The organism is Caballeronia sp. SEWSISQ10-4 2, from assembly GCF_030464885.1.
Taxonomy (GTDB): Bacteria; Pseudomonadota; Gammaproteobacteria; order Burkholderiales; family Burkholderiaceae; genus Caballeronia.
This window is the reverse complement of record NZ_JALPRJ010000108.1, coordinates 1-21,954: the sequence shown is the minus strand read 5'-3', so window position 1 is coordinate 21,954 and position 21,954 is coordinate 1. Positions and strand designations below refer to the sequence as shown.

General features: G+C 60.4%; 20 protein-coding genes and 2 pseudogenes. 11 read left to right on the top strand and 11 right to left on the bottom strand.

Translation table 11 applies throughout. The annotated features are described in order from the left end of the window. Positions 1-312 precede the first annotated feature (312 nt). The 6 genes from M0D69_RS39240 to M0D69_RS39215 all read right to left on the bottom strand — a co-directional run bounded on the left by M0D69_RS39240 (position 313) and on the right by M0D69_RS39215 (position 7,619). A complete protein-coding gene (locus M0D69_RS39240) occupies positions 313-2,535 on the bottom strand; it encodes a copper-translocating P-type ATPase (protein ID WP_301787183.1) in 2,223 nt (740 codons plus the stop codon). Positions 2,536-2,666: 131 nt separating this feature from the next. Next, positions 2,667-3,320: an isoprenylcysteine carboxylmethyltransferase family protein gene (locus tag M0D69_RS39235; protein WP_301787182.1), complete on the bottom strand. Its 654-nt coding sequence runs from the start codon at positions 3,318-3,320 to the stop codon at positions 2,667-2,669. After that, positions 3,304-3,558, bottom strand: a complete 255-nt coding sequence (locus M0D69_RS39230) for a DUF2933 domain-containing protein (RefSeq protein WP_301787181.1) — start codon at positions 3,556-3,558, stop codon at positions 3,304-3,306. The genes M0D69_RS39235 and M0D69_RS39230 overlap by 17 nt, the downstream gene beginning before the upstream one ends. Before the next feature lie 544 nt (positions 3,559-4,102). Next, complete coding sequence (locus M0D69_RS39225; protein WP_301787180.1) at positions 4,103-5,308, bottom strand: MFS transporter; 1,206 nt, start codon at positions 5,306-5,308, stop codon at positions 4,103-4,105. 106 nt (positions 5,309-5,414) lie between these two features. Next, positions 5,415-7,439, bottom strand: a complete 2,025-nt coding sequence (locus M0D69_RS39220; protein ID WP_301787179.1) for a bifunctional DedA family/phosphatase PAP2 family protein — start codon at positions 7,437-7,439, stop codon at positions 5,415-5,417. Between the two features lie 42 nt (positions 7,440-7,481). Then, on the bottom strand, positions 7,482-7,619 hold the full coding sequence (locus tag M0D69_RS39215) for a hypothetical protein (protein ID WP_301787178.1): 138 nt from the start codon (positions 7,617-7,619) through the stop codon (positions 7,482-7,484). A 29-nt stretch (positions 7,620-7,648) separates the two neighbouring features. On the opposite strand from M0D69_RS39215, the pseudogene M0D69_RS39210 reads away from it, so the two are divergent. Next, positions 7,649-7,966 (top strand): annotated as a pseudogene (locus M0D69_RS39210) (Tn3 family transposase); the annotation flags it as partial. Here the strand turns inward: M0D69_RS39210 and M0D69_RS39205 are convergent. The 3 genes from M0D69_RS39205 to hpnJ form a co-directional block, all read right to left on the bottom strand. Then, positions 7,963-8,964 carry a lysylphosphatidylglycerol synthase domain-containing protein gene (locus M0D69_RS39205; RefSeq protein WP_301787177.1) on the bottom strand — a complete coding sequence of 334 codons (1,002 nt, stop codon included), beginning with the start codon at positions 8,962-8,964 and terminating at the stop codon, positions 7,963-7,965. The pseudogene M0D69_RS39210 and the gene M0D69_RS39205 overlap by 4 nt on opposite strands. 84 nt (positions 8,965-9,048) lie before the next feature. Continuing rightward, the gene (gene hpnI, locus M0D69_RS39200; protein WP_301787176.1) at positions 9,049-10,347 is read right to left on the bottom strand and encodes a bacteriohopanetetrol glucosamine biosynthesis glycosyltransferase HpnI; all 1,299 of its coding nucleotides are present in this window, start codon (positions 10,345-10,347) and stop codon (positions 9,049-9,051) included. Continuing rightward, positions 10,344-11,765, bottom strand: coding sequence for a hopanoid biosynthesis associated radical SAM protein HpnJ (gene hpnJ / locus M0D69_RS39195; RefSeq protein ID WP_301787175.1), 1,422 nt, complete (start codon positions 11,763-11,765; stop codon positions 10,344-10,346). Before hpnJ ends, hpnI begins: the two co-directional genes overlap by 4 nt. Before the next feature lie 412 nt (positions 11,766-12,177). Between hpnJ and M0D69_RS39190 the strand changes: the two genes are divergently transcribed. From M0D69_RS39190 to M0D69_RS39155, 8 genes and pseudogenes are all read left to right on the top strand, one after another. Beyond that, entirely contained in the window at positions 12,178-12,852 is a 675-nt protein-coding gene (locus tag M0D69_RS39190; RefSeq protein WP_301787174.1) for a response regulator transcription factor, read from the top strand. Further along, positions 12,816-14,141, top strand: coding sequence for an ATP-binding protein (locus M0D69_RS39185; protein WP_301787173.1), 1,326 nt, complete (start codon positions 12,816-12,818; stop codon positions 14,139-14,141). Before M0D69_RS39190 ends, M0D69_RS39185 begins: the two co-directional genes overlap by 37 nt. 164 nt (positions 14,142-14,305) lie before the next feature. Continuing rightward, positions 14,306-14,860, top strand: a complete 555-nt coding sequence (locus tag M0D69_RS39180; protein ID WP_301787172.1) for a cytochrome b — start codon at positions 14,306-14,308, stop codon at positions 14,858-14,860. A gap of 160 nt (positions 14,861-15,020) precedes the next feature. Beyond that, on the top strand, positions 15,021-15,233 hold the full coding sequence (locus tag M0D69_RS39175) for a hypothetical protein (RefSeq protein ID WP_301787171.1): 213 nt from the start codon (positions 15,021-15,023) through the stop codon (positions 15,231-15,233). Between the two features lie 261 nt (positions 15,234-15,494). Next, positions 15,495-16,157: a response regulator gene (locus M0D69_RS39170; protein WP_301787170.1), complete on the top strand. Its 663-nt coding sequence runs from the start codon at positions 15,495-15,497 to the stop codon at positions 16,155-16,157. 185 nt (positions 16,158-16,342) lie between these two features. Further along, a pseudogene (locus tag M0D69_RS39165) lies at positions 16,343-16,597 on the top strand (ABC transporter permease); the annotation flags it as partial. A 112-nt stretch (positions 16,598-16,709) separates the two neighbouring features. Beyond that, the gene (locus M0D69_RS39160; protein ID WP_301787184.1) at positions 16,710-18,122 is read left to right on the top strand and encodes a sensor histidine kinase; all 1,413 of its coding nucleotides are present in this window, start codon (positions 16,710-16,712) and stop codon (positions 18,120-18,122) included. Next, the gene (locus tag M0D69_RS39155) at positions 18,119-18,796 is read left to right on the top strand and encodes a response regulator (protein WP_277047994.1); all 678 of its coding nucleotides are present in this window, start codon (positions 18,119-18,121) and stop codon (positions 18,794-18,796) included. Before M0D69_RS39160 ends, M0D69_RS39155 begins: the two co-directional genes overlap by 4 nt. 15 nt (positions 18,797-18,811) lie before the next feature. Here the strand turns inward: M0D69_RS39155 and M0D69_RS39150 are convergent, their stop codons facing one another. Together M0D69_RS39150 and M0D69_RS39145 are read right to left on the bottom strand one after the other, a co-directional pair. Beyond that, positions 18,812-20,233, bottom strand: coding sequence for a HAMP domain-containing sensor histidine kinase (locus tag M0D69_RS39150; protein ID WP_301787169.1), 1,422 nt, complete (start codon positions 20,231-20,233; stop codon positions 18,812-18,814). Then, entirely contained in the window at positions 20,220-20,903 is a 684-nt protein-coding gene (locus M0D69_RS39145) for a response regulator transcription factor (RefSeq protein ID WP_301787168.1), read from the bottom strand. The genes M0D69_RS39150 and M0D69_RS39145 overlap by 14 nt, the downstream gene beginning before the upstream one ends. Positions 20,904-21,055: 152 nt before the next feature. On the opposite strand from M0D69_RS39145, the gene M0D69_RS39140 reads away from it, so the two are divergent. Both M0D69_RS39140 and M0D69_RS39135 read left to right on the top strand, forming a co-directional pair. Next, entirely contained in the window at positions 21,056-21,727 is a 672-nt protein-coding gene (locus tag M0D69_RS39140; protein WP_301787167.1) for a response regulator transcription factor, read from the top strand. A gap of 25 nt (positions 21,728-21,752) precedes the next feature. Next, positions 21,753-21,954: hypothetical protein (locus tag M0D69_RS39135; protein WP_301787166.1), on the top strand; the 202-nt coding region annotated here is incomplete at its 3' end.

Here is a 21,954-nt window from a genome sequence, read left to right as displayed (position 1 = left end):
GGTCAATCAGGCTTGATTTAACAAGCCTCGCCCTTTCAGGGCGGGGTGATTGACGCGACTACTCCTTCTTACCGGCCTGGGTAGCGAGCCTCGGTGCGGCGCGCTATCGTGCCCGACATCACTCATTAATCACTGAACGTCGCACCGGGTCAAGCAGAGGAGTATCGCGATGCGCCGAGCGCATCTGCCAGAGCGTGCACATTCGTGCCGTAGACAGCATGGCGAGAATTAAAGCGGGCGCATGGGTGGTGAACACCGCGCCCAGGGTCGGCTGGATTCTGACCGAAGGTTCAAGAGCCTTTCGGATACGACTTATGTCGTTGCCGCTTGAAACTTCGCCGCCTTAAGGCGAAGCGCGTTTCCAATCACCGAAACGGAACTGAACGCCATCGCGGCGCTGGCCATAATGGGACTCAGTAGCAGGCCCAGCCACGGATAGAGAACGCCCGCCGCTACAGGTATTCCAATCAGGTTATAGGCAAACGCGAAGAATAGGTTCTGGCGAATGTTGCGCATCGTCGCTACGCTCAGCAGCCGCGCTGTGGCAATACCGCGAAGGTCCCCTTTGACCAGTACGACACGGGCGCTATTCATCGCGACGTCAGTGCCCGTTCCCATCGCGATTCCGACGTTCGCTTGCGCCAGCGCTGGCGCATCGTTGACGCCATCCCCAGCCATTGCGACCACGTGTCCCTGCTGCTGCAGCTTTTGCACAAATTTGTACTTGTCTTGCGGCAGGACGCCGGCCTCCACCCCGTCTAACGTCAGCGCCTTTGCGACCGCGTTCGCCGTTACAGGGTTGTCGCCCGTGACCATGATTATCTTGATGCCAGATCCTCGAAGCAGACGAACCGCTTCCGGCGTAGACGCTTTTACAGGGTCCGAAACCGCCAGGTAGCCAGCCAGTTTTCCGTCGACAGCCAAGTACATCACCGTCTGTGCGTCTGCTCTCAGCCGGTCCACATCACCGCTTGCAACCGCGTAATCGGCCTTCGCTTCGTCCATCAAGCTCGCGTTACCGAGGAAAACCGTCCGCCGGTCCACTGTTCCGCGCACGCCTTTACCGGTGACCGAGTCGAAGGACGAAACAGGAATCAACGCTACGTTACGGTCGCGTGCACGGGTGACAATGGCCTGTGCAAGCGGATGCTCACTCTGTCCTTCGAGGCTGGCAGCGTATGCCAACACAAGCTCTTCCGCGAAACCGTTGAGAGCCGTAACTGTCTGCGCACGAGGCTTTCCCTCCGTGAGCGTTCCCGTCTTGTCGACCACCAGCGTATCGACTTTCTCCATCAACTCCAGGGCTTCCGCATCCTTAATCAGAACGCCTTGTTTTGCACCTCTGCCAACACCGACGATAATCGACACAGGTGTGGCCAAACCGAGCGCGCACGGGCACGCGATTATCAGGACGCTGATTGCGACGACGAGCGCATGAGAAAGCGGCGGCGCAGGCCCCCAAATTCCCCACACAATAAAAGACACAACAGCGATTGCTATAACGGCCGGCACGAACCATCCAGACACTTCGTCCGCCAGCTTTTGAATTGGCGCCCGGGACCGCCCCGCCTCAGCGACCATTTGCACTATTCGTGCGAGTAGTGTCTCAGACCCGACCCTCTCGGCTTTCATAAGGAACGAACCAGTCTGATTTACGGTTGCGCCGGTTGCTTTGCTACCGACTACCTTCTCGACCGGCATTGCCTCCCCGGTAATCATCGATTCATCGACGCTTGACCGGCCCTCAGTTACCACCCCATCGACTGGGACCTTCGAGCCCGGCTTGACGCGCAGCGTGTCACCAACTGCCACTGCATCGAGTGGGACGACCTCCTCCGCGCCATTCGCTCCTACCCTGACCGCCGTGTTTGGGGCTAGCTTTAACAAGTCCTTTAGCGCAGATGAGGTTCGCGACCGTGCGCGAAGCTCCAGCACTTGTCCGAGCAAAATCAGCGCGACAATTACAGACGCAGCCTCAAAATACAGAGGCAACTGCATGCCTTGGCGAAAAGTCTGTGGAAGGCTCGCGGGGAAAAATAGAACGTAAAGGCTGAAGAAATACGCCGCGCCGACGCCAAGACCCACGAGGCTAAACATATTCAACTGCCAAGTCATAAACGATTTCCAGCCTCGCTCGAAAAACGGCCAACCCGCCCACAAGACCACCGGTGTGGCCAGCAAGGCCTGCGCATATTGAGCCCACGACACGGACTCGAGGTATGGAAGTCTTAGTGAAGCCGCTAGGTGATTGATGACTCCGTTTAGGTCCGGAAGCCGGAGATCATGGCCCATGGTCAACCACAGCAATGGTACCGAGAGGACTAGCGCTACCCAGAAGCGGCGGGTCATGCTCGTCAGCTCGGTTGAAGGCTCCTCGGTCGCGGCCGGCGTGACAAGCTCTAACGTCATGCCGCAGATAGGGCAGGAACCTGGATTCGGCAACCTGATCTGTGAATGCATCGGGCACGTGTAGACAGCCTCGCGTCCCGGCGTCGACGTATGCAAGGCAGAAATCGGTAAGTTCGTGGAAGTCATGGTTGCATCCCGAATGTGGTCTACGACATTTTTTTTTGCGTGGCCTCGCTTAACGCGCACTGGTGTCGACGCTCTACCAAGTCGACCACACCCTTCACTCGGAAATACAGGGCGCTTGCGAGAAGAAGTCGTCAGGCGCCGACGGGATTATTGAAGGTCAATCTAGGAACGAATCGTGGCGTTCGGGCGGCGTAGTCACGCCAGGCCTGCCCGAACTGGATATCCGATTCCCTCTCTTTACGTAACGCAAGCCGCACGTACATCACGACCAGAATCCCGAACATCACTAACGTAACCAATGTGGGCCATTGCAACAGGAACCCGAACATCACGAGGACGAAAGCGACGTATTGAGGATGTCGAATCCGCTGGTAAGGCCCGGTGGCGGCTAGCCCCTTTTTACGCTGCGCGCTGAACAGCACATGCCAGGAAACACTCAGCAGGTAAAACCCACCCAGAATGAACACGAAACTTAGGACGTGCGGAATTCCAGAGTGCGGATTCCCATGGCTGCCCGTCATCATCCACCAGAGATGCCCGGCGTCGTGCGAAAAGAGGTTGGTCTGCGGAAAGCGCGATTGCAGCCAACCTGACAGCAGATAAATCGTGAGCGGAAAGCCATACATCTCGGCAAACAGGGCGCTGATGACGGCCGAGAAGCCACCGAAGGTCCGCCAATCGCGAAACGTGGTGGGCTTGAAAAAGCTGTAGGCGAAAATGATAAAGAAAAGGGAGTTGATAACGACCAAGCCCCACAATCCGTAGGCATTAGCTGACGGGTCCATCGTGCTCTCCCTTCACCTTGACCGGTTGGAACTGGTCATGGTCGTTGTCGTGCTTTCCGTGGTGCATAAAGAAGTGCATCAGTGGGCAGGACATCAGCAGAACAAACGGCAACACACCGAGAAAATGAGCTCGATGTTCCGAGAGCATGAAAAAGATGGCAATCGCCCCAAAACCAAGCAACGCGATGGCACCGCGTGATTTCCAAAAGGGTGGTGATTTGTCCCCGTGCATGTGCATGCCGAACTCCTCAAGCGAGATGTTGGATCCTGCGTTTCTGACTGAAGACTCTGCGCCGTTCGCACACACTGATCAGGTCTCAATCACACGACCCCGCCGCAAACTAGCGGGTCCGGCAGTGCGGAACTTGGGGAGCCACCCTGGCGCATGACGCATCGTCTAATGGCGACGCTTTTCGCAAATGACTGCAGAATCACCGTCGCGGAATCTGATCTCTTACAACTACTGTAGGCTTATAAGCTAGTCTTTCGTTGTCCTAGGTCAATTAAAAACCACTGGAATTCAATAGTTCGGACGCTGGGCGCCATCTGGGGTGTCCTTCAAGAAACGGATCTTTTCCTACGTTAAGCGGAATGTCGATGGCTTGCGGCATCGGCATCGGCCCGGGCGTCTCTCACCATTTCGTAGCATCGCATCAGCAACGCGGCGCCGACAGTCCGACTAGCCACGGCGGCGTCGCCAGAGTACCGTTGATCGCGAGAAAAAGCGCTTGGTTAAATCCTTCGAGAGTCTCCATCGCAGTGAGGTTCTCAGTAAAAATCTATCAGGCGTTCTGCGCTGCCTGTCGCGGCGCATACCAGCACAGGAGCAACGGCACCACGACGAGCGCCGCGCCGGTGAGAAAAGTGGTCGAGGAGCCGAAGCGATCCCACAGCCAGCCGGCAAGCGCGCTCGCGACCAACATGCACAGGCCGCAGGCTAGGTTGAACACGCCGAACGCGGTACCGCGCAGCGTTGAGGGCGCCGTTTCGGACACCATTGCAGCGAGAATGCCCTGCGTGAAACCCATGTGCAGACCCCATACGGCGACACCTGCGAACACGGACATGACAGACTGCCCCATGCCGAGCAGCAGGTCGGCCGCGATTAGCAGCACCATGCCGAGCGCCAGTAGGAGGCGGCGATCCAGCCGGTCCGACAGCACCCCGACCGGATAAGCCGACAGCGAATAGGCCAGACTCATCACGACCATCACACCGGGAATCCACGCGAGATCCAGACCGGTCTGCTGCGCGCGCAGCACGAGGAATGCTTCGCTGAAGCGCGCCAGCGTGAAGGTGGCGCCGATGGTGACGATGAACCAGTAGCGCGCCGGGAATTCGCGCAGCGCGTGCCAGTGCAGCGGCGAACGGAAAGTACGCTGCGCCGGCGCATGGCCAGACTCGTCGATGCCGAACACGATTAGGCCGATCGCGATGAAGGCCGGCACAACGGCAAACCACAACACCGTTCGAATATGGTCGGCAAACCAGAGCATCAGTACGATCGCTAGCAGCGGGCCAACGAAAGCGCCGACGGTGTCCATCGACTGACGCAGCCCAAAACACGCGCCGCGAATTTCCGGCGCGGCGACGTCTGCCACCAGCGCATCGCGCGGTGCGCCGCGAATCCCCTTGCCCACACGGTCAAGCAAGCGGGCCGTTACGACCCAGGCGGGCGTCGTCGCAAGTGGGAACAGCGGCTTCGTGAGTGCAGCCATTCCGTAGCCCAGCAATAACAGCCCCTTGCGCCGGCCGAGATAGTCGCTGAGCGGTCCGGAAAACACCTTGACGATCATGGCGGTCGCCTCCGCTGCGCCTTCGAGCACACCGAGCGCGGCGACGCTCATGCCCATTGTGGTCACGAGGTACACCGGCAGCAATGCGTGCACGAGTTCCGAAGATAGGTCCATGAACAGACTGACAAAGCCAAGTGCCCACACGGTGCGCGGGATGGTCGGCCGGTTGGTAGAGGGGAGGTTCGCAGTCATAGAGTTGGGAAAGGTGACCAAGAGACGACAGCGAGTTCAGTTGCCCCCGCGCTCAGGGCCTTGCCGCGCAGCGCATTGTGGCATCGTCGTTGGTGGACGAGACGACTCACTGGGGTGATTCCGCGGAGGTTAGCGGCAAGACCAGCACGACCCGTCGAACTGTCTCATCCTGCATCGTCGACCGGCTCAACAGGTGCATTCCGATAGGGAGTAGTTGGGGAACGACGACCGCGTCCGGCCAGCTCGTCGTGGTGCCCAGCGTGACGAGGTGCCACGGCTGGTGAAACGCTTGCTGATACAGCGCACCGTACCAGATCGGTTCATCGATCGGGGTGCCGGTCGTCAACCGATAAGGAGACCGCCAGAGCCGCAGCACCAACCGGCCCATCGGTCGTCGCGGATCGAATTTCACAAAGGTCAGTTCGGAGCTTTTACCTTCCGAGAGCAGCGGCAGCACGGGCAAGGCATCCACCGATGTTTTGGGCGACAGCCACAACAAGGTGGACCTGATCGACCACGCCGGTGGGGCTTGCCAGCCCGCCGCAATGAGGCGGTGCGTGATGGCGTCGACACTCGCTGCCCATTGCAGCGGGAAATTTTCTTTCTCGTCTCCGCTTATCTCGCTGCGCTGGGCGGGCAACGCGCGCCATTCTCCTTCGGTCCATTGGGGTGGCGTGAGCACGGTTTCATGCGTTACCGGGCTATACCGAGCGAGGTCGGTCCAAAGATGTTCAGAGATCGTCCATGAGCCAAAGATGGCGAGCGCGCCGCCCGCAATGCATGCCAAAACCCCTGGACGTATGTCGTCAGGCGCCTGCCGGTACGCATAAGCGCCGGCCAAGACCGCAAACCATGCGACCCCCAGGCTCCAGCCGCTCAACACCCCCGCAAGCCAGTCTTCTCCGACATACAGGCGAGCGAGCCCGGTAATCATGATCCAGATGGTGATCGCTGCGATGACTGCGTTTCGCCAGAGCGGTGTTTGCCGCTGGATCAGCAGCCAGCCCAGGAATCCGTAGACGAGCACGGTGAACGTTGCGTGACCGCTAGGCAACGGAGAATGCGCGGTACCGGGGTGCCAGTTCAGCGGCCGGACATAACTGGCCCCGGGTTCGACCACAGGAGTCAGTGCTGCAGCTACGCCGACAACGAGAATCCACCAAGCCGCGGAGCGCCAGCGGCGTCGCACGAGCAACCAGATCAGCACGCTGCCTGCCACGAACAGACCCACACCGTAGCCACCCAGTTCGACCATACCCGCCATCAACCGGTCAGTCGGCACCGTACGCAACGCCAGCAGGAAGCTGTAGAGCGCGGTATCAGCGCGAACCAGCGGATCGCGCGCGACCACATCCTGCAAGATGCCCAGGAACATCCAGATACTGCCAATGAAAAGCAACGCCAGCACGCCCAGTGTCTGAAACTCCGGTCGCTTCGGATCGACGATGCGCAGCAACCGGGCCGCCAGACGCGGATATCGCTGGCCGAGCCACTGTACCGTCAGCACGAACGCCCTTTTGGCAAGCGGTATGCCGCGCTGGACGGCAACGTGCACCAGTCGCACAAGCAGCCAGGCAAGCCCGGCCAACATCAGCAGCATCGCGGCCAGGCGGCCGCTCACCGCCTCAGCAAGCTGCGCGGATGCGCCGAACACGATCCCCGGGCCGATATGTGCCGGTGACCAGGCCAGCGCAGAAGCGATGTTGATCGGGTAAAACCTGCGCCGCGGCATGTGCGATGCGCCGACAACGAGTGGGACGATCGCGCGCACCGGAGCGAAGAAGCGGGCCAGCACGATACTTTTACCGCCGTGCCGTTGAACGAAACGCTCACCACGCTCCCAGACCTCCTCGTGTCCCTTCGCCTCCCACCACCCGCGTACTTCGCGGTGATACCGGTGGCCGAGCTCGTAGCTGATCCCGTCGCCTGCCACGGCGCCGAGTGCGCCGATAGCGAGCGTCACCCAGCCGTTCAGCGCACCAGCGCCAATCAGTGCGCCCGCGGCAAACATCACGATGCCCGCGGGGACGAATGTCCCGACGACAGCCAGCGACTCCGCGCACGCGACGCCAAAGACGACGGCGAGGACAAGATAGGGATGTGCGCCAATGCTTGCGAGCCACGCGTGCATTTGCAGTTCCGGTTAAGTGCGGGGTTTGCGAGAGTGCATGGGTCACCCGTTCGACGATGCGGCTTGCGGTTCGGGCAGCATATCGCGCTCAAAGCGGCCATAGCGCAGCGCGAGCGTCGGCAGGATGATGAGGTTCAAAATCGTGGAGGTGGCTAGTCCGCCCAGAATGACGATTGCCATCGGCCCCTCGATGCTCGATGGGTTGCTGTATCGCGAATCCGATTTACGTATCGAGGAGCACTAGCGAGATACGGGACCGTTCCTTCGAAAACCAGCGCTACCGGGCCAGTGGCCTGAATCTGGTGGCGGCTGCGATCACGCTGTGGAACACGGTGTATTTGGAGCGGGCGATTGCCGCCTTACGGCAGCAGCGCGAGATCGACGAAAGCCTGATCCCGCATATCGCGCCGCTGGGCTGGAATCACATCAACTTGACAGGCGATTACGTGTGGCACGCCAACAAACGCGTGGCCAAAGACCGATTCCGGCCCTTGCGCGCCGCGAAAACGACCAAGGCGAAGCCTTAACGTACGAAAAAATCCCTTTCTTGAGGGCGCTCCTTCTTGCTTGCCAGCGCAAGCTGCCATGCGAACAGTCCCGGAACAAAAACGAGGAGGTCGCGCAGGCGTCTTGCACCCGCGAGCGCGAGACTCACAGACGGATCGAGACCCAGTGCGCCGCCGATCAGAACGAAGCCGCCTTCCTGAATGCCCAAGGCGCCGGGTACAAAAAACGCGGCGCTGCTGAGCGCTTGAATCAGTGATTCGAGCACGACGGCTTCAGCGAAACTGATTTTCGTGCCGAGAAAATAAAGCGCCAGCCATATCTCGAGAGAGGTGGCGAGGCACTGCACCGGCTGCCAGAAAAACAGGTAACGCAGGACGACTCCACGCCTTCTCCACACCCGCCTGATTGACTGGTCGATACGCAGCGACGGACCGACTAGCGCCGCGATCTGGCCGCTTGTCATGCGATTGAACAAGCGCGTCATTCTCTCGAACAGGTTGACGTGCTGGATCAACGCAAATCCGGCGAGGAGCGGGGCGAGCAGGGCTATTCCCCAGAGCACATCTATTGCGAGCTGGCGTTCACCGGGCGTGGCGTGGCCCATCAGGAACGCTATGCCGACCAGCGTGAAAACGAGCTGGCTGATCAACGTGAGCTGCATGTCGACGACAAGACTTGCCGCTGCTGTCGATGCCCGCAAGCCAGCGCGGGTCAGCAACTTGAATGAGACGATCTCGCCGCCGACTCGTGCAACCGGAAGCAGGCCGTTGACGGACTCGCGAATCCAGACGAGACGAAGCATGGTCAGCAGACTGGGACGTGGTTTTCCAACGATGATTGTTTGCCAGTCCCGGGCATTGGCCAGCATGGGCAGGACATGTACCGCGGCGGCCAGGACGAGGCCGGGACCCGCCGTGTACAGCAGCGCGAATACTGAGCGCGGGTCTTCGCGCCACACGAGCGCCAGTGCCACGATCAGTCCGAGTGCGGCGATCGCACGGCCAAGATATTTAGTCATGCAATGCTAGTGAAAACTCGCATGGGCCACGAGTGCGCCAAGCGCTCCGTGGCCCATGCGAAGGCAGGATTTGAACAACAACGATTACTTCTCCCCAAGCGGATAAAGCAGGCCGTCACGGCCGACTTTGAACTGGAAACCTCTCCAGAGTACGCGAGTCGAGAAAAAGCTGCAGACGAAAATGGCAAAGCAGACGAGATCCCAGATTGGTAATAACCAGAGGTCGCTCGAGGCCTGGCCAAGCGCGTGGTCCAGTTGCAGTTTCAGCGCCAGCCGTGTGGACAGTGCCGCAAGCGTGAGCGGCAAGGTCCACACTGCGGCGCCGGACAGAGCGATAGCAAACAGGGCGAACGCGAGCGGATGCGTGAGTGCCGAACCGAGATGCCCGGCCGGATCGATCGTTCGAATGGTGCGGCTCCAGCGCAGTTCGTGAGAAATGAGCTGCGAGGCACTGGTCTCGACGCACGCATGCGTCACGATGATCGGCGGCACGACGACCTTTTCGCCCAGTCGACGCACTGCTTCGCCAATTGCATGGTCCTCCGCAAGATGATGGGTGAACTGCGAGAAGCCGCCGATTTTCTCAAGCGTCGCGCGACGCAACGCGATGGTCTGCCCAAAACAGGGGCGTGCAAGCCGAAGCGCCATGCCGACCACCACGCTGGGCAGGAAGTGGTAGTTGCTCGCCTTGGCGGACAGGCGTGGCCAGAACCCGGCATCGGGCAACCCCCGATAAAGACAGGTCACCAGGCCGACTCCAGGCTTCTGCAACTCGCCGACAATACCGAGCAGATAGTTGGGCTCGACCCCCACGTCGCTATCGGCGAACACCAGGATGTCGTGCTGGGCGTGCGGCAACATGTTGAGGATGTTGCTCATCTTGCGGTTCGGACCATACAGCCGGGAATCGACCACGATCGAAATCTCAGCCTGTGGATACAGTTCCCGCAAACGTCCCACCGCGTCGAGGGCAGGGTCCGTCTTGTCGTGGACACCGAACAGGTACTGTACGGGACCGGGATAATTCTGCTTGCAAAATCCTGACAGGTTTTCGAGCAGCGCCTGCTCGTTCCCATGCAGCGGCTTGACAATTGTCACCCCCGGAAACGAACTGGGCTCGGCGCAGGCGCCTGCAAGAAAGCGCCTCGTCAATGCCGCTGCAGCCAGCATGTACAGGATTCCGAAGACCGCGCTCGCCCCGCACACATAGGCTGCCCATCCAAGCGTAACGCGTGCCAGGTGCGGCCCGCCTTCGTGGATCGCGAACACCGTCAGCAGGACGGTGATTGCCAGCCACGCGAATCCGGCGTACAGCCTCCGAAGCCTTCCACGCCTGGGAGGAGGCGACAAGCCGGAAAATTGACCGGGCACGTCCGGGGTCATGCCTCGTGCGCCCGAAGAAACTTGAAGAACTCCACGCCTTCACGCAGACGCCGCTTCATCATTTCCCAGCTTGAAAGCATTTCGCGGACGATTTCCCAGATCTTCGACGGCCTGAAATAAAAGCGTTTATAAAACTCCTCGAGGCCGTGATAAATCTCGTCGCGCGACAGGTGCGGATACCCGATTGCTGAAAGCTGGACGCCCTTTGAGCTGACGAGATTGATGACCTTGTTTTCCTGCAGCCAGCCGTTGTCGACCGCTTGCTTGTACAAGGTCGTGCCGGGATAGGGCGCGGCCAGCGACACCTGGATGGTGTGCGGATTGATGTCCTTCGCGTATTCAATAGTCTTCTCGATCGTCTCGCGGGTTTCACCCGGGAGACCGAGAATGAACGTGCCGTGAATCTTGATGTCAAGCTTGCGGCAATCTTCGCTGAAGCGGCGTGCAATGTCGGTACGCAAGCCTTTCTTGATGTTGAGCAGGATCTGGTCATCGCCCGACTCATACCCGACCAGCAACAAGCGCAGGCCGTTCTCTTTCATGATCTTGAGGGTCGAATAAGGCACGTTCGCTTTCGCGTTGCAGGACCACGTGACGCCGAGCTTGCCGAGTCCGCGCGCAATCTCTTCAACCCGCGGCTTGAAGTCCGTGAAGGTGTCGTCGTCGAACATGATCTCCTTGACTTCAGGCATGTTGTCGCGAATCCACTTCACTTCTTCCAGCACGTTCTCCGTTGAACGCGTCCGGTAACGGTGCCCACCGACCGTCTGCGGCCAGAGGCAGAAGGTGCACTTCGATCTGCAGCCTCGCCCGGTATAGATCGATACGTACGGATGTTTCAGATAACCGATGAAATAGTTTTCGATCTTCAGGTCGCGCTTGTAAATGGGCGCGACGAACGGCAACTCGTCCATGTTCTCAAGAATCGGCCGGGCTTCGTTGTGCATGATCCCGCCATCGGGCTGACGAAAGCTCAGGCCGGGAATAGAGGCCAGCGGCAGGCCCTGCGCGATGTCGCGGCAGGTGAAGTCGAACTCCTCGCGACACACGAAGTCGATTGCCTCGCTCGCCGTGAGCGAATCGTGCGGGTCGACAGCGACCTTTGCACCCACCATGCCGACGAGCACGGTCGGTTTCCTCTGCTTCAACTGCTCGGCGAACAGCGTGTCGGTCGGAAACGACGGTGTGCTCGTATGAATGACAACGAGATCGTATTGTTGTGCAATGTCGAGCGATGCTTCCACCGAGAGGCCGTCGGCGGGGGCGTCGAGCAAACGGCTTCCTTCAATCAGTGCGGCCGGCTGCGCAAGCCACGTGGGATACCAGAACGACCGGACTTCGCGCTTGGCCTGATAACGCGAACCCGCTCCGCCATCAAAGCCATCGTAAGAAGGGGCCTGCAGGAACAGTGTTTTCATGGGTACTCCGGGAAGACGCAATGTGGGTAAATACGGAGATCGATTGCGCGGAACGAATGAATCCGCGGAGTCGTGAAAGGCTTAGCCATTTCGAATGGAATGGAGGTCCTGCGGACGGTGCGTTTGGCACCGGTCTTGAGAAAAAGAGGGGAGCACTGTCTTCCGAATGAAAATGAAAGTTAGCCGATAGCCTTTAGTGATTTTTATCTAACCGCGCTCCGGCAATAGACGTACAACGCACGACGAAAATGTCCGCAGCGTGACAAATAGAGAAAACGTTGAAAGCAAACATGTAAAAAGCGGAGAAATGCGGAACCTCAAAGTAAAATAGACCGGCACACTTAGCTGGCAATTAGGCAACCTGAATCTTTTGTAAACTCTTTTGTAAACTTGTGCAACGGAAAACATTCGCATGCGCATCCTGGTAGTAGAGGACGACGAGCTGATCGGCACCGCGATTGCTCGTGCACTGCACGACGCGGCTTATGTCGCGGACTGGGTCGTGGACGCGCCAGCGGCAATGGGCGCCTTGCTCGGCCGCGAGCATGACGCCGTGCTGCTCGACCTGAACCTTCCCGAGGGAGACGGGTTGAGCATCTTGCGCGACCTGCGCAAGCGTGACGCGGACACGCCGGTCCTGATCATGACTGCGCGCGACGGCGTGGATGACCGGATCGAAGGGCTCGACAGCGGGGCCGACGACTACCTGGTCAAGCCGTTCAACCTGAACGAGATGCTGGCGCGATTGCGCGCGGCAACCCGCAAGCTCGGCCACCATCCCGACGCCACGCTTTCGAGCGGCAAGTTGTCGCTCGATCCCCGTACGCTGGTGGCGGTGTATAACAACGTCGAATGCCGGTTGTCGGGTCGCGAGTTTGCGGTGCTGAGGGCGCTGCTTTCGCGTCCCGGCATCATTCTTTCGAGGAGTGAGCTCGAGAACCGGGTCTACGGCTGGAACGAGCAGGTCGACAGCAACGCTGTCGAATACCTGATCCATACGATTAGAAAAAAGATCGGGCATGGCGCGATTCGCAACATACGAGGTGTGGGATGGATGGTCGACCGGGACGAAACCCACGTTCGCTGACAAGGCGCCTGACGTGGTCGATCATCGGCATCATTATGCTGTTCGCGCTGATGGGCGGCGTGCTGTCGTTCGTTGGCGGTTACCGCGAAGCTAGCCGCTTGCAAGACCACCATCTCCATGACATCGGCGTCCTGGTCAACAGCGGCAAGCTGATGCTCGCCGCTCCCACTGTAATGTGGCCAGACGAGCATGACGCCGGTATGTCGCTGATCATTTCACGCGTAAGTCCGGGTGCGGCGGGCACGAGCACGGACGTGCCTTTGCCGCGGCTCGAGACCCTCGTCGACGGCGTTCAGAACGTCGACTTCGACGGCAAGCGCTGGCGCGTCAATGTACAGACGCTGCAGGGTGGCGACCGCCTGGTGGTGGCCGAGAGGTCGACCATCCGGGACGAGATTGCACACGACGGCTCGCTGCGAACCATCGTGCCCATGCTCGCGCTGACGCCGCTCCTGCTGATCGTCATCGCGCTGATCGTTCGCGGTGCGTTAGCACCGGTACGCCGCTTGGCCGCGACGGTGGACGGGCAAGACGAGGTCACGCTCGACGCGTTGTCGGAGTCGGGAATCCCGAAGGAGTTGCTGCCGTTCATCCGCTCGATCAATCGCCTGATCAGCCGGCTCAAGGACGCCATGGCCCAGCAGAGGAGGTTTGTTGCCGACGCTGCGCACGAGTTGCGCTCGCCGCTGGCCGCCCTGTCTTTGCAGGCCGAGAGTCTTACGGCGGCAACCGACCCCGAGGACGCGCGCACGCGGTTGACGGCCTTGCAAGCCGCTGTGCACCGGACCGCGCGACTGGTCGAACAACTGCTCGCGTTGGCGCGCTCACAACATGCGGCGGCACCTGCGCGCTCGCTCGTGTCGCTTCAGAAGCTAGCGACGGATGCGATCCAGGACGCGGTGAATGTAGCCAATGCGAAAAACGTGGATCTCGGGCTTAAGCAGGTGGACGACCTGCAAGTCGACGTGGATGCATCGGCGGTCACCATCGCCCTGCGCAACCTCGTCGACAACGCGGTGAGGTATGTGCCTGAAGGGGGGAAGGTGGACGTGGCCGTGGTGAACCGGGAGGGTTTCGTCGTCTGCAGCGTCAAGGACTCAGGGCGAGGTGTTCCGGATGACCAGCTCGTGCGTATTACCGAGCGGTTTTATCGCGTGCCGGGTACGGTGTCCAGTGGCAGCGGGCTGGGACTGTCGATCGTGTCGGAGATTGCTCGCCGCAACGGCGGGCGGCTCGTGCTGGAGAACGCCAGCGATGGTTTTCATGCGACTTATTATCATTTGCTTTAGCGCGCGTTGACGTTTCGGCTCGCAAGTAAGAGGCTTGCGCGAGACGACTCCTAAGTCTCTGCTAAGGCACTTGTCTTATTGGTATGTAAGACAAGTTCCATTCGCTTATGATGGCCGCAACGCGAACAGTCGACCCCAAAAAAAATTCTTCCGGCGCCCCCCTGATGCAGACAAGCGAAACCCCAGCCTACAGTGCGCCCGCCAAGTTCTTTCACTGGCTCACCGCGCTGGTGCTAGCCGTGCAGTACGCGATCGGCTGGTTTATGCCCGATGTACATCGGGACACGAAACCTGATGGTCTGATCGGGTTGCATCTGTCTGTGGGTGCAACGATCGTATTGCTGGTGTTGGTTCGGCTCGCATGGCGTTTCAGCCACAAGCCGCCTGCCGAATCGCAAATTCTGCCGCCAGTCATGCGATTGGCCGCTCGCGTCACGCATGGGTTGCTGTATGTGCTGCTGATCGCGCTGCCGCTGATGGGTTGGGCCAACGCTTCGGCGCGCGGCTGGGACGTGTCGCTGTTCCATCTCGTGCCGCTGCCGGCACTCGCGGCTACGGGCTCAGCGCTTGGGCATACGCTCGGTGACGTCCACAAACTCACCGCCTGGGTCCTGCTGGTCCTCATAGGCGTGCACGTTGCCGCTGCGTTGTTTCACCAGTTCTTCATCCGTGACAACACTCTGGGCAGGATGCTGCCAGGCGCGCGCAAAATGCGCTGAGTCCAGCCCATCATAGTCAGCCGTTCGAGGTCGCTCTCCCACAACCTCGAACGCGCCTACTTCGGCTTAGCCGATCTTATTGGCGGCTTCTTTTGCCAACAGTCTCTGCGCTTGCATATCGCCGCCGCCGGCCTCCTTTGCTGTCGTCGCCGCTGATTCAGTGGCTTCCGCCAACGCTGAGCGCGCCGCGTTGCTGATGCTGACCGTCGTCGACGGCGGCGGCGGAGCTGCCGGGTTCGCAGCGGCCGTCTTGCTGGTTGCGGTTGTTGACGTAGCACTTGTTGATGCGGCCGTCGTTGCAACAGAGGCAGTCGCCGGCGGCGTTGCCGGCTGGCTGAGTGGATTGACGTTCATTTGGATATTCCCCGGTTAGGTAAGTTGCGGTAACGCCTACGGTGTATCGGCAATATCAAAAGCGTATTGAGCGATATATTTTTTTATTATTCGATTTGGTTAAGCAAACCTTAAGCAAGTAGCAAAGCCCGTGTGCTAAGGCCGCGTAAAAGGGGTGATTATCACGACCCGGAAACTGCTAAATCGACAACTTGATCGATTAAAAGTCACCTTAAGCAACCCCTAAGCTTTCCCCAAGAACAATGGCGGAATCTGAATGCTTAAGAGATGGAAGGCGGCAATGAGACTGCTATTGGTTGAAGACGACGACATGATTGCGGAGACCGTGCTCGACCACCTGCGTCGCGCGGACTACGCCATCGACTGGGCGGCGGACGGACGGGAGGCGGAGCTGTCGCTGGGCAGCGGCGTATACGACCTGATCCTGCTTGATCTCGGTCTTCCGAAGCGGGACGGAATCGAAGTCTTGAACAGCTATCGCAAAGCAGGGGGCGACGCAGCGGTCATTATCCTGACCGCGCGGGACGCAGTGGACGATCGCATTCGCGGCCTGGACGCCGGCGCCGACGACTATCTCATGAAGCCCTTCGATCTGGACGAACTCGGCGCGCGGGTGCGGGCGCTGCTCAGGCGCCGCACTGGCCAGAAGCAGACGACGTACTCGCATGGTGAACTGAGCCTTGACCCGGTGTCGCACGAAGCGACGAAGAACGGTGTGCCGTTGCCGCTCGTGCCTCGCGAGTTTGCGTTGCTTCAGGTCCTGCTTGAACAACCGGCGCGCGTGTTCAGGCGTGCAGAACTCGAAGAGAAGCTGTATGGATGGGGCGAGGAAATCGGCAGCAACACGATTGAAGTCCATGTGCACAGCCTGCGCCGTAAAATTGGCGCCGACCAGATCATGACCATTCGCGGCGTGGGTTACCGGTTGAAGAGCGTGGTGTGACGGCGCCTTGCGTGCGCCGGAAACGACCCGCGGCGTAGCTTTGGCTCGCAGCAGATATAGAAAGCCTTCCTCCTCACACTGTCCGAGCCTCAGACCACTCAGGACAAACCCGCAGCCGCCCATCAAAGCGAGAACTTGAAAGCTTGCAGAAGGATTCGTTCCCGTAGAATTTTTACAGGCCAACAATCGAATGGTTCACGAACGGCACCTCGCAAGGGCCGCTGCTGGTTCGAGTCCTGGTCACGCTGGAAGAAACGGGCTTGGGATTTTTGATCGGCTCGGTGGCGGGTATTGTGTGTGGCATAGTGCTGGGCCGTAACAAGTTGCTGTCTGGTGTATTCAGCCTTTACATACAGATTGCCAACTCCATACCGCGTGTCGCTCCCGGCTCCTTGTTCGTTATTGCACTGGGGCTCGGGATGGCGTCCAAGGTCGCGATCGTGCTTGCGGCGGATTATTTGCTGACCAGCCTCAAACGTCGTTTATTAAAGTGGAAGCCGGCTACGTTTTGACGTTCACCGGACTCTCCACACGGAGGGACAATTCACTGTGATTTCGGGCAGCCTGCGTGGTCGGTTGTTGTGGTGGCTTCTACTGCCCCTGGCGTTGTTCGTCGCGGTTTCCGGTGCCTTGTCCTATCAAAACATGCAGGAGACTGCGGACCTGCTCCAGGACAACGCGTTGTTGTCGTCGGTGCGTGTGATTGGCGAAGATATCGACTGGGACAACGGCAATATCGTCGTGCAGATTCCGCCCGCCGCACTGGAGTTGTTCGAGTCGCCCGATCAGGACAATGTGTTCTACAGGGTCGAGGGCACGCAGCACCGGCTGCTCGCTGGCAATCCCGATTTGCGCCTGCCAACCGGACTTTCGTCCGTGCCCGTGTTCTACACCACGACGCTGGACGACGGGCGGCGCGTCAGGGCGGTCGCTTATGTTCGCCAGCTTTTCGACTCCGGGCGCACTGAAGAGGTCACGGTCGCGGTCGCCAAGACGGAGCGCTCGCGTGACGCGATGGTGACGCGGCTTTGGCACCCGCAACTCATCCGCTTGCTCCTGATGCTCGTGCTGGCCATGCTCCTTGTCTATCTGGGGCTGACGTTCGAGCTGCGCCCGCTGATGAAGCTCAAGGACGACGTCGCTGATCGTGGTCCGTCGCAGCTCGAGCCTATCCGCGCCGAGAACCTGCACTTTGAATTGAGGCCTATCGTCGATGCGATCAATCAATGCATCTCGCGCATGAGCCAGCAGACCGCCACGCAGCGCCAGTTCATCTCGGACGCGGCGCACCAGCTTCGTACGCCGCTGACCTTGCTCGACGCGCAGATCCAGTTTGCCCGGCAACGCGGCGGTCACGACGAACCGCTGTCCGATGCTCTCACGAGCATGCATACCAGCAGCCGCAAGATGACGACGCTGACCAACAAGCTGCTGCTGCTGGCACAAGCCGAGTCCGTGACACCATCGGGCGTGCAGGATCAGGTCGACTTGACAATGGTGATTGCCGACGTGCTCGAACAGCTCATTGTGCTTGCGCAGAAGCGCGACATAGACCTTGGGGCCGAACTGGAGGAGGACCTGGTTGTCATCGGCGACGAAGCGCTGACCACGGCGCTCGTGACCAACCTAGTCGACAACGCGTTGCGTTATACCCAACCCGGCGGTTGTGTGACGGTTACCGCTCAACGCGATGAAGACAGGGTGACACTGCGGGTGGTGGACAATGGCCCCGGCATCTCGGCCGAAGCGCGCGGTCGCGCCTTCGAACGGTTCTATCGTGCGTCATCGGATACGGATGGCACGGGTCTCGGACTGGCGATCGTGCGCGAGATTGCGTACCGGCAGGGCGGAACGGTGGCGCTCGCCGCTGGCGCGGGAGGAATTGGGCTGGTGGTCACCGTCGAGTTGCGCACCGGGCGTGAAGAAACGCGCACGGTCGACAAGACACTGAGGAGTGAAGCATGAAGCTGCTGCTGGTCGAAGACAATGCCGAACTCGCGCGCTGGGTCGTCAATCTGATGCAGGTCGAAAACTTCGCGGTCGACTGGGCACCGGACGGCGAGCATGCCGGCACGCTGCTGAGCACCCAACGTTATGACGCGGTGCTGCTCGACATGCGCTTGCCGGGAATTGGCGGGAAAGACGTGCTGGCGAGATTGCGCCGCAGGCGCGACAACGTGCCCGTGCTGATGCTGACCGCGAACGGATCGACGGATGACAAGGTCGCCTGTTTCGCCGCCGGTGCGGACGATTACGTCGTGAAGCCGTTCGATGCCCGCGAATTGGTTGCGCGCATCAAGGCGCTGATACGACGGCAGTCGGCGGGTGACCAAGGGCAGGAGATTGTTTGCGGCGACCTTCAATATCTTTTCGACACACGCGAGTTCCGCGTGCGTGACGAGCTACTTACCTTGCGTCGCCGCGAGCACGCGATTCTTGAGACGCTCATCCTGAAGCAGGGCAAGACGGTCTCGAAAGCGACGCTGATAGAAAGCGTCTTCAGCCTCGATGACGAAGCAAGCGCCGACGCAATCGACATATACATCCACCGCCTGCGCAAGCATCTTGCGCACTCCACCGCGCGAATCATGACCTTGCGCGGGCTCGGCTACATTGTCAGGGAGCACGAGGAGAGCTGACGGACGCTAGTCTCGTCAACTCGTGACAGTCAATGAGCTGGTTGCTTCCCTGCGGCTGCCCCGGGCATCAGTCGATTCGTGCGAGTCGTGGGGTTTGGCCAACTGAACCTCGCAGCCAGACTCAACGTCCGGGAAGCGGATTTCCATGCCGTGCATCGCGGCTACCGCATTCGCCAGGCTCAGGCCGAGTCCGTTGCCGGGAGTATGTCTGCTCGCTTCACCGCGATAGAAACGACCCAGCACGGCCTGGCGCTCCTCAACGGAGATGCCGGGACCGTCGTCGCGGATCGATACACCGAAGCCGCCGGCGTCGCTGAACAGGCGCACGCAAACATGACCTTCCGGCGGCGCGAACTTGATGGCGTTTTCCACGAGATTGGCGAGCGCCTCGAACAGCAGGCTGGGGTCTCCATGCATCGGATAAGGCTCGGGCGATGACCGCTCCAACACGAGCGAGATATCCTTGTCCTCTGCTGCCGGCTCATACAGTTCGACGGCGTCCATTGCCACCGCCGCAAGATCCACCGACTCGAAGCTCTCTCGCCGCACACCGCTCTCGATCTCGGAGATGCGCAAGAGCGCATTGAAAGTGCGTAACATGCCGCCCGCTTCGACGATCGTATGGTCGAGCGCGGCGCGATATTCCTCCTTCGTCGTCGCGCGCCGTTGCGCCCGCTCAAGACCGGCTATCAGCCGCGTGAGCGGCGTGCGCAGGTCGTGTGCAATCGCGTCGCACACACCTTTGACCTCGCGCATTAGACGCTCGATTTCATCGAGCATGCCGTTCACCACGCGCACAAGCCGGTCGAGATCGTCCTGCTTCGAACGCATGGGCAGACGCTGGCTCAGGTTGCCCGCGACGATTTCCTTGATGCTCGCGGTGACCGCATCCAGGCGGCGCACCGACCCCACGCCGATCAGCGCCGCGCCCAGCAGCCCGGCCACGAGCGTCAGCACCGCGGCGGAGAGCAGGGCGTGCACCAGTTCTTCATCGAAGTGATCGAGTTCGCGCGTGTTCTGGCATTGAAGCGCGACTCGCCCGTCCGTGAAACGCGCGGCGATGCAACGGCCCGGAGGATTATGTTGCAGGCCATGCAGGCGCAGCGTGAACGGCGTGTCGAAGGTTGGAATAACCGGGCGGTCACCAGGAAATCCGCCGGCCAGATGATGCCCGCCGGCGTCGAAAAGACCGAACGGACGTTGCGTGTGCGGATCGTACTTGTTCTGATTTTCGAAGCGGGCGACGAGATCGTCCGGATGCTCGCGAGTCAGCTGAGCGTGCTCGCGGCGCAGCCACTCGTCCACCCGCTCCGTCTCGAAACCGGTGATTTCCACATACAGATAACCGAACAGGAGGATGGAGGCGAAACCGAACATCGCGAGGAACAGCGTCGCGAGCCGGAAGCTTGTTGTGCGATGGAGTTCAGTCAGGCGCACGAAGCAGGTATCCCGAACCGCGCACGGTATGAATCATGGGCATCGACCCGGCGGGGTCGAGCTTCTTCCTCAAACGGCTGATATGCACGTCGATCACGTTGGTCCGTTCATCGAGCCGATAATCCCAGACTGCTTCAAAGAGCATCGTGCGGCTGACTACCTGGCCCTGGTTCTGCATCAGGTATTCGAGTAGCCGGTACTCGCGCGGCAGCAAGGCAACGGGCCGCCCGGCGCAGGTGACTTCGCGCTTGAGCAGGTCGAGTTGCAGCGGGCCTGCGCGATATTCCTGCACGCTCGGCGGCGCGTCGCGGCGACGCATCAGCGCGTCCAGCCGCGCCGTCAGTTCGATGAACTCGAAGGGTTTTGTCAGATAGTCGTCACCGCCCGCGCGCAGGCCGCGCACCCGCTCGTCGACCGCGGACAACGCGCTCAGGATCAGCACCGGCGTAACCACGCCTGCGCTGCGCAGCGACGCGAGCATGCCGAGGCCTTCCAGGCCGCCGGGCAGCATGCGGTCGAGCACGATTGCGTCGTAGGCGTTGGCGATCGCGAGCATCAGCCCCTCGCGGCCGGTCTGCGCGGTGTCGACCGCGCAGCCGTGGTCGGTGAGCGCCTCGACGATCTCGTCGAGCGTCCGGGCGTCGTCCTCGATAACGAGTACGTTCGGCATACTGTCTCCTGTTGCGGGTGCGCCGGGCGGAACATTCGCCGCGCACCGCCTGTAAACTACCCTTTGCCATGGCAGTATGCCGCGCCGAACCGGTCGGGCATTTCGCCTCAGCATGAAAAAATTTTAATGCAAGCGCGCGAGGATAGTCCCGTATGCGGATTCTGGTGATCGAAGACGATGCCCGCGGCAGGCTTTTCCTGGCCCGCGGGCTGACAGAGAGCGGCCACATAGTCGATACCGCCGAGGACGGCGCCACGGGCCTCGTACTCGCGCGCGAGGGGATATACGACCTGCTGGTCACTGACCGGTTGCTGCCCGCTCTGGACGGCGTGGGATTGGTGCGGCAATTGCGCGCGGGCGGGGACGTTACGCCGGTGTTGATGTTGTCGGCGGTTGGTGGGCTGAAGGATCGGGTGGAGGGCATCCAGGCCGGCTGCGACGATTATCTGGTCAAGCCTTACGCGTTCGCGGAACTGCTGGCGCGGGTCGAGGCGCTCGTGCGCCGGAGCAATCGCGGGCGCACGGGACACGTGTGGTCGTGCGCGGACCTTTCACTCGATACACGGGCCAGATCCGCTTCCCGGGCCGGGCGAAACCTGAACTTGCAGCATCGTGAATTCCTGTTGCTCGAATGCCTGATGCGCCATGCGGGGCAGGTCGTGACGAGGAGCATGTTGCTTGAGGCGGCGTGGAATTATGACTTCGAGCCGCGCGGAAATATTATCGATATGCATATGCACCGGCTGCGCGCCAAGGTGGATCGCGACTTTCCGACACCGCTGATTCGCACGGTAGTAGGCGCTGGCTACGTTCTGGAGGGGTGATTCTCGTTCGCACTCGGTCGGGGGGATGCCGGGTTGCACGGGGTTTTCGGGCGCATCGGTCGGGGTCAGTGCCGGGTTGCTGCTGCTCAGGCTTGCGGTCGTTATATGCTGGCTGATTTTTTCATCACTATTAGCCACTGTGCGTGGCGGCACGTCATTTCTTTGTCCAAAGCCGAACGGCGAAAAAGAAACAGAAGCAAAGAAAACGCCTCCCAACAATCAGCAAG